Annotated in this window: 13 protein-coding genes; 9 read left to right on the top strand and 4 right to left on the bottom strand. The window is 43.0% G+C overall.

The features are described 5' to 3' along the window. Positions 1-69: 69 nt before the first annotated feature. Positions 70-999, top strand: a complete 930-nt coding sequence (gene purU, locus JMV76_RS11530) for a formyltetrahydrofolate deformylase (protein WP_227678896.1) — start codon at positions 70-72, stop codon at positions 997-999. 123 nt (positions 1,000-1,122) lie between these two features. Here the strand turns inward: purU and JMV76_RS11525 are convergent, their stop codons facing one another. Beyond that, positions 1,123-1,914 (bottom strand): cytochrome C assembly family protein, encoded by a 792-nt coding sequence (locus JMV76_RS11525; protein ID WP_045454168.1) that lies wholly within the window; start codon positions 1,912-1,914, stop codon positions 1,123-1,125. A gap of 472 nt (positions 1,915-2,386) precedes the next feature. Here JMV76_RS11525 and ffh point away from each other — a divergent pair, with 472 nt between their 5' ends. The 7 genes from ffh to JMV76_RS11490 all read left to right on the top strand — a co-directional run bounded on the left by ffh (position 2,387) and on the right by JMV76_RS11490 (position 8,799). Beyond that, positions 2,387-3,937: a signal recognition particle protein gene (ffh, locus tag JMV76_RS11520; protein WP_055124688.1), complete on the top strand. Its 1,551-nt coding sequence runs from the start codon at positions 2,387-2,389 to the stop codon at positions 3,935-3,937. A 204-nt stretch (positions 3,938-4,141) separates the two neighbouring features. After that, entirely contained in the window at positions 4,142-4,825 is a 684-nt protein-coding gene (tsaB, locus tag JMV76_RS11515; protein WP_201502804.1) for a tRNA (adenosine(37)-N6)-threonylcarbamoyltransferase complex dimerization subunit type 1 TsaB, read from the top strand. Positions 4,826-4,921: 96 nt separating this feature from the next. Beyond that, positions 4,922-5,764, top strand: a complete 843-nt coding sequence (locus tag JMV76_RS11510) for an undecaprenyl-diphosphate phosphatase (protein WP_201502781.1) — start codon at positions 4,922-4,924, stop codon at positions 5,762-5,764. Between the two features lie 47 nt (positions 5,765-5,811). After that, complete coding sequence (locus JMV76_RS11505; protein WP_227690328.1) at positions 5,812-6,732, top strand: class I SAM-dependent methyltransferase; 921 nt, start codon at positions 5,812-5,814, stop codon at positions 6,730-6,732. Between the two features lie 132 nt (positions 6,733-6,864). Continuing rightward, positions 6,865-7,107, top strand: a complete 243-nt coding sequence (locus tag JMV76_RS11500; RefSeq protein ID WP_045444258.1) for a hypothetical protein — start codon at positions 6,865-6,867, stop codon at positions 7,105-7,107. A gap of 107 nt (positions 7,108-7,214) precedes the next feature. Then, on the top strand, positions 7,215-8,132 hold the full coding sequence (gene ubiA / locus JMV76_RS11495; protein ID WP_201502780.1) for a 4-hydroxybenzoate octaprenyltransferase: 918 nt from the start codon (positions 7,215-7,217) through the stop codon (positions 8,130-8,132). Continuing rightward, positions 8,125-8,799, top strand: coding sequence for a DUF4112 domain-containing protein (locus tag JMV76_RS11490; protein WP_227676601.1), 675 nt, complete (start codon positions 8,125-8,127; stop codon positions 8,797-8,799). Before ubiA ends, JMV76_RS11490 begins: the two co-directional genes overlap by 8 nt. A gap of 120 nt (positions 8,800-8,919) precedes the next feature. On the opposite strand, the gene JMV76_RS11485 is transcribed toward JMV76_RS11490, so the two are convergent. Together JMV76_RS11485 and JMV76_RS11480 are read right to left on the bottom strand one after the other, a co-directional pair. After that, positions 8,920-9,543: a hypothetical protein gene (locus JMV76_RS11485; RefSeq protein ID WP_227690326.1), complete on the bottom strand. Its 624-nt coding sequence runs from the start codon at positions 9,541-9,543 to the stop codon at positions 8,920-8,922. A 134-nt stretch (positions 9,544-9,677) separates the two neighbouring features. After that, positions 9,678-10,310 carry a hypothetical protein gene (locus tag JMV76_RS11480; RefSeq protein ID WP_201502779.1) on the bottom strand — a complete coding sequence of 211 codons (633 nt, stop codon included), beginning with the start codon at positions 10,308-10,310 and terminating at the stop codon, positions 9,678-9,680. A gap of 192 nt (positions 10,311-10,502) precedes the next feature. Between JMV76_RS11480 and yiaA the strand changes: the two genes are divergently transcribed. After that, the gene (gene yiaA / locus JMV76_RS11475; RefSeq protein WP_227678899.1) at positions 10,503-11,063 is read left to right on the top strand and encodes an inner membrane protein YiaA; all 561 of its coding nucleotides are present in this window, start codon (positions 10,503-10,505) and stop codon (positions 11,061-11,063) included. 17 nt (positions 11,064-11,080) lie between these two features. Here the strand turns inward: yiaA and mnmD are convergent, their stop codons facing one another. Further along, positions 11,081-13,189, bottom strand: coding sequence for a tRNA (5-methylaminomethyl-2-thiouridine)(34)-methyltransferase MnmD (gene mnmD, locus JMV76_RS11470; protein WP_227690346.1), 2,109 nt, complete (start codon positions 13,187-13,189; stop codon positions 11,081-11,083). Positions 13,190-13,222: the final 33 nt, after the last annotated feature.

Below are 13,222 nucleotides of genomic sequence, written 5' to 3'. Positions count from 1 at the left end.
AGTCGGTTTCCTATGCTAATGACCGTATTGAAAGTCAGTAGCAAGTTTAATTTTTTGATTGGGCGCACTATGTCAGACACTGCGACGATTACTTCAGTAAAACACTCATCTCATAAACTATCTAGTAACCTGTCTAACAAGACGGCAATCGATACTGCCACGCTATTGATTAAATGCCGCGATCAAGCCGGTATTGTGCAAGCGGTATCTGAGTTTATTCATCGCTATGGTGCTAATATTATTACTCTCGATCAGTATTCAACTGCTCATGAGGGTGGTCAATATTTTATGCGTTTAGAGTTTGCTTTAGCAGGATTAAGCGAGATTATTGAGAATTTTGAAGCCAGTTTTGCGCATACGGTAGCCAAGCGCCATAACATGGCTTGGCGTTTACATGATAATGCGATTAAGACGAAAGTTGGCATTTTAGTATCAAAGTTTGATCATGCATTGTTGGATTTGTTATGGCGGCATCAGCGAGGTTTACTTGACTGCGAGATTACCTCTGTTGTTAGTAATCACGAAGACTTGCGCCAATCGGTAGAGAACTTCGGTATTACTTTCCATCATGTGCCAGTGACCAAAGACAATAAATCAGAGGCAGAAGAGCAAATTCATGAGTTGATGGAAGGCAATGATTTGCTAGTGTTGGCGCGTTATATGCAGATATTATCGTCTGATTTTGTCAAGCGATGGCCGATGCAAGTCATTAATATTCATCATTCATTTTTGCCTGCATTTGTGGGAGCTGATCCTTATCGTCAGGCTTATGATAAAGGTGTGAAACTCATCGGCGCGACCGCGCATTATGTCACCGCTGAGCTTGATCAAGGCCCTATCATTGAGCAAGATGTACACCGAGTCACTCACCGTCAAGGTGTGACGGAGCTGCGCGCTATTGGTCGTGATATCGAGCGTAATGTCTTGGCACGCGCTGTGAACTGGCATGTACAAAACCGCGTGATTGTAGCGGGTAATAAAACCGTGGTTTTTAATTAGCATTTAATTAGAGCGAGTTCAAATTGAGAAGTGCTGGTTAACAGAAGGTTAAAAAAAGCCGTGAGTATTATTCATTAATACTCACGGCTTTTTTCTGGACCTATTGCTATTGCAGCGCTGATTTTATATCAGCATCTCTAACACAAACTTGCTGCCCACAAAGCCGATGGCTAATAGGATAAAAGCATAGATAGTCATATTGGCGGCACGTTTGCCCCGCCATCCAGCACGCCAGTTACCGACCAGTAGCGCCCCAAACAATAACCAAGACAGCAGGCTAAACACGGTCTTATGCACAATATGCTGCGCCATCAAATCCTTTACATAGATAAAGCCAATGCCCAATGCGATACTTAGTAGGACAAAACCGACCAATAGCATATCGAATAATAGACTCTCCATACTTTGTAGTGACGGTAGTTTATTCACCCAAAAACGATGAATAGAGTGGTGCTTGAGTTCGCGTATTTGTAGGCGTAAAAATAGCGCTTGCACCGCTGCCATCAGCAGCACACAATAGGCGGCAAGTGATAGTAATATATGAGCTTCAAGCCCAATACTGATATTTGTAATGGGTTGATAAGGCGCACGGCCAATATAGCCAATTGTTAACCCTACCAATGCTGTTGGCGCTGCCAGTATGCCCAGACTGACGATAGGGCGATACAAACAAAATAAAAAATAGAAGAACAAAAAGAATAAGCTGATTAGACTAATGATATTAAAAAGATTAAAGTTTAGCCCGTAAAGCGTAACAACATAAGGATAAAGTAGCGCCGCATGCGCGAGCATGCCGACCATCAATAATCCCAAACTGATGCCTTTATGGATAGGCTTATCCCGAGTCAGTGCCCAACTAAGGTAAGCGCTGACTAAGATATAGGCTAGGCTAGCAAGTAAGAATGCAAAGTGCACAGATATAATGCCTCATCTCATACTGAGCGCAAAATAGCCGCTCAATTTAATGCTAAAGTGGTATTATCGGAATGATTAGAATAATCGTCCAATTTATCATAAAATGGGTGCCAATTGAGCACCAACTTGCTTATTCCTTATAAATGCTTGGCCAAGTTTGCTTGAATAAGCGCTCATATGCCTAGCTTGTAAAGCGATTGTCTATAAGTCATAAAGCGCCGCGCCAAGCTTTGGTAATGCTGTATTTGCAAAATCATTATAATTTTGGCGTCGTCTTGGTGCTATAGTGTTGATAATATACTGTTTTTTATCATTGTTTTTATGAAGATACGATTAAATACTTTACAGTATTCCCTAAGAATATTTATCCGCTATTTGAGCTGAAGCCAGTTTCACTAAGTATTATTTTAAGTAAGCATTATTTTAAGTAAATATTGTTTTCACCAAGAATTATTTTAACCGAGAGTTATTTATGTTTGATACCTTAACAGAACGCTTATCGTCGAGCCTGCGCAATATCGTCGGTACTGGGCAGTTGACCGAAGACAACATCAAAGATACCCTGCGTGAAGTGCGTATGGCGCTACTAGAAGCCGACGTCGCGCTACCCGTCACCCGTGACTTTGTAAAGCGCGTCAAAGAGCAAGCGCTTGGTGCAGAAGTACTCAAAGAGTTAGCACCGGGGCAAGCCTTTGTCAAAATCGTCCATGACGAGCTGACTGAGATGATGGGCAGTGCTAATCAGCAGCTTGAGATGACGGGTAAGCCACCAGTTGTTTATCTATTGGCTGGTTTGCAAGGTGCGGGTAAAACCACCACGGCTGGTAAATTGGCGAAGTTTTTACAAGAGCGCCATAAGAAAAAAGTGATGCTGGTATCCGCTGACGTCTATCGTCCAGCGGCGATTGCTCAGCTTGAGCAAGTGGCAGGTCAAGTGAATGCCAAGTTTGTTAATTCAAGTAGCGACGAAAACCCGATTGATATTGCGCTGCGTGCTATCGAAGAAGCAAAGATTCAGTACCAAGATATTTTGATTATTGATACCGCTGGTCGTCTGGCTATCGATGAGACTATGATGGCTGAAATTAAGGCGTTAACTGCAGCGGTCAATCCGTCTGAAACGTTATTTGTCGTCGATGCGATGACGGGTCAGGATGCGGCAAATACTGCCAAAGCCTTTAATGATGCGCTGCCATTAACGGGTGTGATTTTAACTAAGACTGATGGTGATGCGCGCGGTGGTGCGGCACTTTCTGTACGTGCGATTACTGGCAAACCAATTAAGTTTTTAGGTCGCGGTGAAAAATTAGACGCGTTAGAGCTGTTCCATCCTGAACGTATCGCTCAACGTATTCTTGGTATGGGTGACGTACTGAGTTTGGTCGAAGAAGTTGAACAAAAAATCGACCGTGATAAAGCCGAAAAAATGGCGAAAAAGATGCAAAAGGGCGGTGATTTCGACCTTGAGGATCTATTGACCCAGTTCCAACAAATGAAAAGCATGGGAGGCATGGCAGGCTTCTTAGATAAGATGCCAGGTATGGGCGGCTCGGATATGCAAAAAGCGGTCGAGGATGCCAAGCCAGAAGAAAAAGTACGTGAGATGGAAGCGTTGATTAATTCGATGACGCCATTTGAGCGCAAAAATCCCGATAAAATTAATCCAAGCCGTAAGCGCCGTATTGCCGCAGGTTCTGGACGTGAGATTCAAGACGTCAATCGTTTGCTCAAACAACACAAGCAAATGGCAAAAATGATGAAAATGATCTCCAAGCCTGAAGGCATCAGTAAAATGATGAAGTCGATGCAAGGGCTAATGGGTGGCGGTGCTGCAGGTGGCGGCGGTGGCGGTCCTTTATTTGGTGGCGGCGGTCAGCAAGGCGGCGTCAAGGATGTAAATCCACAACAAATGGCTAAGCAGATGGGTCTGGATCCAAACAACATGCCAAGCACCGAAGAGATGCAAAAACAAATGCAGGAAATGCAGAATCAAGCGCCAAAAAAGTTTAAAACCCGTTTTTAATTGATAGATGCTTAGATTGCTATAGTATTCAATTCTTAATGAAAACCCCAAGGTGCAAGTCGCTTTGGGGTTTTTTATGTCTGTCATGTTCCCATAAATATTGATGGATTAAGTATGAAAATTTAGAAATTAATAAAATTTGCCTATCCTAAATGCTATGATAGGCGCTGTTTTATAATGCTAAGTCAATAGGCCGAGGTTATGATGTTTTTAGCAATGGATACCGTGTTTGATCAGTGTTCGATCGCGATTTTAGATGTCAGTGGTCAAGTGCTATCGAGTCATACGGAGACGGGTAAACGCCAGCAAACCCAGCAAATTCTGCCAATGATTGACGCCGCTTTGTCCGAGGCTAAGCTCAACCTTGCTGATTTACAAGCCTTGATATTTAACCGTGGTCCTGGTGCCTTTAGTGGCATACGGATTAATACGGCAGTAGTACAAGCATTGTCTGTCGCCCATGATATTCCTTGTGTCGGAGTCTCAAGCTTACAAGCGATTGCGCAAGCAGCGTATCAAAAATATGGTGTGACCGAAGTGTATAGCGCCCTTGATGCGCGTATGCAGCAAGTGTATTTTGGGCAATATGTGCTAATAGACAACCTTATGCAGGCGGTTAATCAAGGAAATGGCGAAGATACCGAGCAGTTGCTCGATTATGACAGCCAGACCGTGCTTAATATTCCCATTGCTGGCAATGGTGCGCCGTTATTAACATTACACGACGGTCAGATCATTCAGGCAGATATTCACCCTGACGCTACTGTGATAGGGCAGCTTGGTGTTGCTCAATTTATGGCGACAGGCGGCACAGAAGCCTCGCAAGCGTTACCAAAGTATCTGCGCAATCAAGCGTGGAAAACACTTAAAGAACAAGGTAAGGCGTAACCGTCATATTAATGCCAGCCATTATCAGCGCTATACAAAATATAAAAATACTCTAAAACGCTATTAGCCAATAGATCCATATTTAGGAAAGCCATCGTGGATATCATTTTATTAATTCAAGCTGTTATCATGGGTATCGTTGAAGGTATCACTGAATTTTTACCAATCTCTAGCACTGGCTACTTGATTTTATCAGCGGATTTGATGGGCTTTTGGACCAAAGAAAAAGTCGATTTATTTGTGGTAGTGGTGCAGCTTGGCGCTATCTTAGCGGTCATTTATGATTACTGGGACAGACTATGGCAAGCGCTGATGGGTCTGCTGACAGGCAAAGCTGAAAGCATGAGTAATCCACGCCAGCTAGGACTTAGCTTGATTGTGGCGACTATTCCGGTGATGATCGTTGGCTTCACCTTCGCTGATGAGATTAAATCATATTTATTCAATCCCATCGTCGTGGCAATTATGCTGATTATCGGTGGCTTATTGATATTCTATGTAGAAAATCGCCCTAAAACGATTATTGCGAAAGAAGCAGAAGACGTCAGTCTAAAAACAGCGTTGATGATTGGTCTGCTGCAATGTCTGGCATTGATACCGGGAACATCGCGCTCAGGCGCGACAATTATCGGCGCGCTATGGCTCGGTGTTTCACGTAAAGCTTCCGCTGAATTTTCTTTCTTTTTGGGTATTCCAGTCATCGTGGGCGCGGCATTATTGGATTTGCTGAAGCATCATGATGTATTGACCAATAGCGAGGATTGGCTGGTATTAGGTATAGGTACGGTGGTGTCATTTATCGTCGCCTTACTCTGTATCCGTTTGCTAGTAGAATGGGTCAGTCGTCGTGATTTTAAAATCTTTGCATGGTTACGCATTATTACTGGCATCATTGTATTAATAGCGGCTTGGGGTTTTGGTTATCAAATGGCAGGCTAGAGCCGATTGTAGGATTGGGTCTATAAGCCGCGAATAGGAAAGTAGAGATGACCGCTTCACGCCAAGGGTTCAAAGAGAGTAGTAACATTATGAACTGCCAACTATACTATGTCAGCGAGTCGCAGCATAGTCAGGTTGCAGATATACAAGCGTTGATAATCGCACATCAGCTGCCCATTATTTTACACCTTGAGCTGTTTACCGATAAGCTTAGTCAAAAACGTCGCCAGCAGTTAAGCCAGACAGCTACCCAACCTATCTTGTTGTTGGATGAAAAAAATAAGCTATCATGGCTGAGCGATGGGTTAAGCGTTGCACCAGAATGGGATAAGCTGCAACGCCGTGTGGTGAGTGCGGGGCGTAAGTCTGAGTTATTATTACAAGCAGTCAAAATCACATCTGACAGTCATGTTATCGATGCCACAGCAGGCTTTGGTCATGACAGTTTGATATTAGCCAGTACGGGCGCTCAGGTCATCATGCTCGAGCAGCAGCCCTTGATGGCATTGTTATTGTTAGTAGAGCAGCAGCGTATGAGTGGGCTAGCAAATTGGCAAAAGCTGATGAGCCGTCTGCATATTATCAATACCGATGCGCTTGGCTATTTTGCAAGTCTAGCAGCGGATGCGATAGATGACACTAAAGAAATCGATATGAAAGTAGTCGATGTAGTTTATCTGGATCCTATGTTTCCGGAAGACAGTTATCAAGATAGCAAAACGGGTAAAGGCGCTAAAGTAGGCAAGCATATGCAAGCCTTACACCAATTGGCTAGCCCACCAACGCTAGAACAAGAAGAACAGTTGCTACAAAGTGCGCAAGCAGTCATCCGTCAAAAGGGACAGAACACAAACACACAGGGGCGCGTGGTCGTTAAGCGTCCGCAATTTGCACCGTTACTTGCGCATCAACAACCAAGTGAGAGCTGGCATAACGAAGCCGTACGCTTTGATGGTTATTTTGTTTAATAGCCGTTTCTCATCATAATAAATGCGCCTAGCTGTTGAACTAAGTTATTTGACTCAGTTATTGAGCTTAGAGTGCGCAGTTAGCAACTCCATATTTGTAAAATTTAGAGTGATTGGATCTAGGAGCAGGGAATGTCGACGTTAATTATTTGGATCATGGGTGCAGGATTATTATTAATAAACATTATTTTGCGCACCCGAATATTAAGGCTAGAAGCCCGTTTAAAAGAGTTCAGTCGTCCTGAAGATTATGTGGCATTTTTGCGTCAACAAGCCGCACAAAAAGACAAAATCCCTGCCATTAAAGCTTTACGTAAACAATATCCTGAGCTGTCGCTCATCGAGGCCAACAAATTGTGGCAGCAAATTCAGTAGCTCGCCAATGTATTAATAATTCAATGTAATAGCACTTCATATAAGAGCTGCCGAAAAAGTAGGCAAACACGCACAAAAAAACCTTCTATTAATGATAATAAAAAGCCATGACATTTAACGACAAACTACAAGCTTACCTGCAGCTGACGCGCTTTGATAAACCAGTAGGTATTGAGCTATTATTATGGCCAACGCTATGGGGCGTAATGATGGCGGCGATGGGTCAAGCGCAACAGCAAGGTTCAAGTGCGGGTCTACCAAGTCTTAAGATGTTGGTGATTTTTGCGCTTGGCGCAATTTTTATGCGGGCGGCAGGTTGCGCGATCAATGATTTTGCCGATCGTAAGGTCGATGGTCATGTGACCCGCACCAAAGGACGTCCATTAGCTGATGGGCGTCTGTCTGCTAAAGAAGCAATCGCTGCTTTTTTAGTATTGGTATTACTCAGCGCCAGTTTGCTGTTCTTTTTGCCGATAGCCGTATTTTACTGGTCGCTTGGCGCAGTGTTATTGGCATTCATTTATCCATTTATGAAGCGTTTTACCCATTTGCCGCAGGTGTTTTTAGCAGCGGCTTTTGGTTGGGCGATACCGATGGCGTATGTGGCGATACAAGGCGCGCCTGATATCTGGTGTTGGTTGTTGTTTATTGCTTATATGTGTTGGACCGTGGCTTATGATACCCAATATGCTATGGCTGACCGTGAAGATGATTTAAAAATTGGGGTCAAATCAACGGCGATATTATTTGGTCGCTATGATGTGATTACTATCTCGCTGTTACAAACATTGTTTTTGCTTATTATGGGCGCGGTCATTTGGCATTACTTTGCACCGACAAGCTTAGGCCTGACGCCAGTATTTTGCTTGGCGTTAGTGGCGATGATGTTTGCTAAGCAAAATAGAGCTTGTGCTACTCGTAATGCAAGAGCCTGTTTTCAGGCGTTTTTAGCCAATATATGGGTAGGGCGTTACGTCTTTGCTCTCATTGCAATCGCTTGCCTATGGACGACTTTTAATGGATAACTTTAAGAAGCTCTCAAAGTCAAAAGCGAAAAAATCTTCTGATGCCAATGCACCTGTCATCGATTATCAAGCAAAGCTAGCTGAGCACGGATTAACACGCGAACAAGTGATCGCCACCGAGCGTAAATTGGCTAAGTTTGCTAATACGATGGATTCGCTGGTACGTGTGCCTTTTACCAAGCAAGGCATGGGTGCAGATGCGGCGCTTTCAACGATTCCGCTGGCAGGAGATTTAGCGGGACTGGCTTTAACCAGCTATGCTTTTGTATTAGGGCGTCAGTTAGGCGTGCCAGCGCATAAAATGACGCCTGCGGTCAGACTGGCACTCATTGATATGGTCGTTGGTATCGTACCGGGTATTGGAACGCTGCTCGATATTTTTATTCGCCCCAGTCGTAAGACTTTGGGCATCGTGCATGAGCATCTGCACGATGAATATGGTATTACTGAAACCATGCACATGGATCGGCCGTTTTTGCATCAATCGCTAGAAGATAAGCAACGTAGCCGTTTTGGCGCTTTTTGGCACAATCCTATCATTGCATGGCTGTATTTGCACATTCCTGATCTGTTGGGATTGATCGTTATTGTAGTGATTGGTTGGGGACTGTGGGCAGTAATCAGTTGGCTGGTCAGTCTGTTTGGCAAGGTAACTGGATTTGGTTAGAGAAAAGTTAATAGCATTAAAAAGGCGGCAAATATAATAAATATTTGCCGCCTTTTTTAATGCTTAAGAGATTTCTTTTATGTAACTTTTTAAAGGTTCTAAGCTGTATTTTTTAATCAATTACTCAGTGATGACTTCTGCTTCGGCACTGACTGCATCAAAGCTAGTGACTTTATTATTTTTAATAAAATCAATACTGCCGCCACCAGCATGACTGACCAGTTGGATACTGCCATCGCTTGATCGATAAGTCGGGTTATTGCCTTGACCTTCTGGTGCACTTAGTGTCATTTTTGGTTTGTTCGGTAGGCTAACGATAGCGTTGAGTACGCCTGCTGCTGAGGTTTCAAAAACGACCGAGAGTGATTCACCAGCCGCATTTTTATAACGGACATCAGTAATTTGCGCGCCTTTAATGGCTTGTTCTGGATTTGGTGCTGGGGCAGTATTGTTTGCTGCCGAGTCTGTTGCACCAAGGTCATTCTCTAGCTCATTTAAGCTTACATCTTGTTCTGAGCTTACTTCAGAATTTGCGATATCATCACCATTATCAGCGGTCTTATCAACATTAATATTGGTAGTCACGGGTGTGGTTTGTACCGCCGCTTCAGAGGTTGTTTCGTTATCTGTCTCAGGCTCTGGTGTTTTTTGGCAAGCACTCAATAGTGAGAGACTTAAAAAAATAGCAGAAATCGCCTGAAAATAGGGTTTTGATTTTGCAATTGTAAGAGCATCGATTTTCATGATAATACGGCTATCCATTGGTTTTTTTTTATTCAATTATAGTGAACGACGTAGAATTATTTATCCCTCACAGTCAAATATGACCATCATTTGCTATTACTATCAATTTCTCGCTTACTATCTACAGGCATTACTTATTTCAGTTTTAGGTTGTCGGCTGCCATACCGCTTTCTTTATACACGTCATCTAAGTATCGACGGCTGGCAAGTAGCTTGTCTACAACGCCACTTTGGCTTTGGATATTGAGCTTTTGAGAAAAGTCTAAAATCGAGTTTAATTGATCTAATACCATGTCATAGCTGGTATTTTGTTTGTCGATATCAATAATGACTGTTTTGGCGTAATGTTGATCGAGGCTCAAGTAGTCGCCAATCAATTCTGGAACACGTGTGGTGATGAGTTTATTGAGGGTAAATAGCTGTGATTCAGTGATTTCTTCATGATGGGTAGACTCATATTGTTGTCCAATATCATCCATCACAGATCGAAACGCCTTAGGTACTTGCTGGTCATAAAGTAGCTTGATAAAAGGATGTCGAGCTGAAAAATTAATCATGCTGAGCCCGTTAGCTCGCTCATGATTTACCTCGTTGTTTACAGTCATATCTGCTTTAGACTGGGTAGCGACAAGATTCGCAGAAGCCAAGTATTCTTGATGCCGCTGTATAGAAGCAATCTGTGTGTGCTTAGACTTTTCTTTCATCACAAAAAATATGGGCACAATAACAATTAGGCTAAGCAAAATGAGTAAGGTAAAAAAAGACATGTCGGGACTCTGTCATAAAAAATGCTATTTATTAAAAAAAAGTTTTTAGATTACAATATAACATGCTTGTGTTATGTTAAGGCAAAATAGCGGTCGATAAAAGTTGTATCTCGCTACTGTTTATCTCGCTATTATGTATCTTACCACTATATATTTTACGACTAAGTGCTTGCCTATTTCTAATTAAGGAAGATGATGAATAATGACACGATTACGAAGAGTCAGCTAGCCGCTTATAAACCAACTACTGCTTATGTCGGGACTTCTTGGGCGGTGATGTTGGTGGGTGTCCTAGCGTATTTACTTGGCTTATGGAATGCACAGAGTATGTTATTAAATGAAAAAGGCTATTATATAGCGGTGCTGGCGCTAGGTCTTTATTCAGCAATTAGTTTGCAAAAAACCCTTCGTGATCGTAGTGAAGGTATTCCAACAACCAATATGTATTATCTAATCAGCTGGGCGGCTCTTGGATTATCCATTGCGCTAATCGCTATTGGTTTGATGAATGCGGGAAGTTTAAGCTTAAGTGAAAAAGGCTTTTATATGATGGCATTTACCATGAGTTTATTTGCTGCAGTGACCATCCAAAAAAACACCCGTGACGAAGCACAGATTCGCACTTTAACTGCACCAATGATTACGACTGATACTCAAAGTAGTACTAAAATTGGTCATCAAGAGTCCCGCGACTCTGACACTGGAAAATCACTTTTTGGTGCGGTTAAATCTAGAATGGAAGGCACTGATTAAACCTTTGACTAAAAATCTCAAGTAAGCGGTGTTTGTAAACGCGTACGATTTGGCGACAGGCGCGCAAGCATCGCTGTTGATAAGGGGGCAAATGCTCCTAACATCATATCTGTTAACGCTTCAGCACATATTGGTGCAATGGCATACCCTTTAGCACCCATCGCACTCATTACCCAAATTCTTTTGCTGTCTGCTAACGCTCCAACGATGGGGTGATAATCAGGCGTTTGCGTGCGAATCCCCGCTCGTCCTTGCCACAAACTAATATCTGTTGGAATAATCGAGTCCATCTCAGGAATGGCAGTCACTAGTTTGTCTCGGCTAATCTGATGCTCTTCTGTGCGGATATCTATGTCTGTATCATTACGTATAAAGCTTGCGCCTAATAAAAACTGAGAGTGCTGTTCTATAACATCGTTCAATTGTGCATCGCCTGTTTGCGCGGTAAATAATGCACAGTAGCCACTATATTTAAGCGGTATTTTGGGCAATATGGTGAGCTGTTCGGTTGTGGGCGTAAACCAAGAAAGCTGACCACGAATTTTACGACAATCAAAAATACGCTTGTCCAGTTGATGGCTCTCAAAAGCTGCGCAAATGACCACGTTATCAGCGCTAATGGATATCGTCTGCTTATCCTGATTATTGCCTTCGATACAAGCATTTTCTTCTGTTTCGCTAATACTCTTAACGTCTACTTGCTGAAAGTGGATGAGCGGATGCATTAGGATAGTATCTTTTAATGCTTGCGGATTGACCAAGCCAGACTGCGGTAAATACAAATTCTCTGATAAATCTTGTGTTTTTAACCCGCTGACAGTTTGCGCCTGCTCATGGGATAGTGTGGTGGCCATCTCATCGGGGTAATCAGCGATTTGCTCTGTGCCAATATTGGCTTTCATAAGCAGATCAAGAGCACCCGTTGGTTCAAGTATTGGCACTAATCCTAATTTTTCAGCATCTACATTTAAGCATCGATATAGCCTGCTGCTATAGAGATAGCCTATGGTATGCAAATGTTCATCGACATGATGAATGGGCGTCATCTTAGGAGCGAGCAGAGCACGAGGGTTGCCTGATGCGCCTGCCAAAGGTGCTGATTTATCTAGCAAAGTCACTTGAATACCACGATTGGCCAATGACCAAGCCGTTAATAGCCCTGAAACGCCAGCGCCAATGACAATGCTATGGGCGGGCAGGTTGTCAGTGGGTTTGGTAGATTGGCTATCGTTGTCGGGCGCGGCGGTGCTAGCATTATTGTAAGAGGTTATGTCTTTACTATTTATGTCTTTACTATTTATGTCTTTACTATTTATGTCTTTACTATTTATGTCTTTACTATTTATGTCTTTACTATTGTTGCCATTATTATTGTCAGTTAAATTTATGGTATCCAGCATGATCGCCGTTAGCATTTCGTTCTTACGACCAAAGCCTTTCACTTTTTTAATCTGAAAGCCACAATCTTGCAGCGCACGTTTGACGATACCGGCACAGCTATAGGTGGCGGCAGTTGTATTGGGTCGTGATAAACGCTGCATTTGTGCAAAAATACTATCCGCCCACAAGGTACTATTGCAAGAGGGCGCAAAACCATCTAAAAACCAAGCGTCAACATAAGGTGCATGCGAGCTAGAAGAGTTACTTGATAGTTTGGCTAAGCTCTCAGCTGCGTCACCCAACCATATATCAAAAGTCAAATTATCATCAAAGAAACTCAAACGATGACAGCCCGCGATAAGAGGCGGATAGGCCGCCAATAATAGCTCTATTAGTGTTGTCAATTCAGGCGCGCGCTGTCCCCATAAGGCAAGTATTTGGGTAAGGTCGGTAAGGGGTATCGGGAACTTTTCAGTGGTAATAAAATGCAGTTTTGCAGTTGCTAATTGAGGGTGTATATCCCGCAGCTGTCGCCATAGCTGCCACGTAGCGAGAAAATTCAGTCCAGTACCAAAGCCCAATTCAGCAATCGTAAAGCATTGCTTTGGTGCAAGATTGGTCAGTCGTTCAGGCAATTGATTGTGCGCCAAAAACACATGACGCGATTCCGCTAAACCATCAGCATTTGAGAAGTAAACATCACCAAACTCACCCGATACAGGCACTTTATTACCCGTATCATCCATCTGCCAATCAATCTTGGCAGGGGTGATATTTGA

The organism is Psychrobacter cibarius, from assembly GCF_904845955.1.
Taxonomy (GTDB): Bacteria; Pseudomonadota; Gammaproteobacteria; order Pseudomonadales; family Moraxellaceae; genus Psychrobacter; species Psychrobacter cibarius_B.
This window is presented reverse-complemented; position numbering and strand designations above follow the sequence as displayed.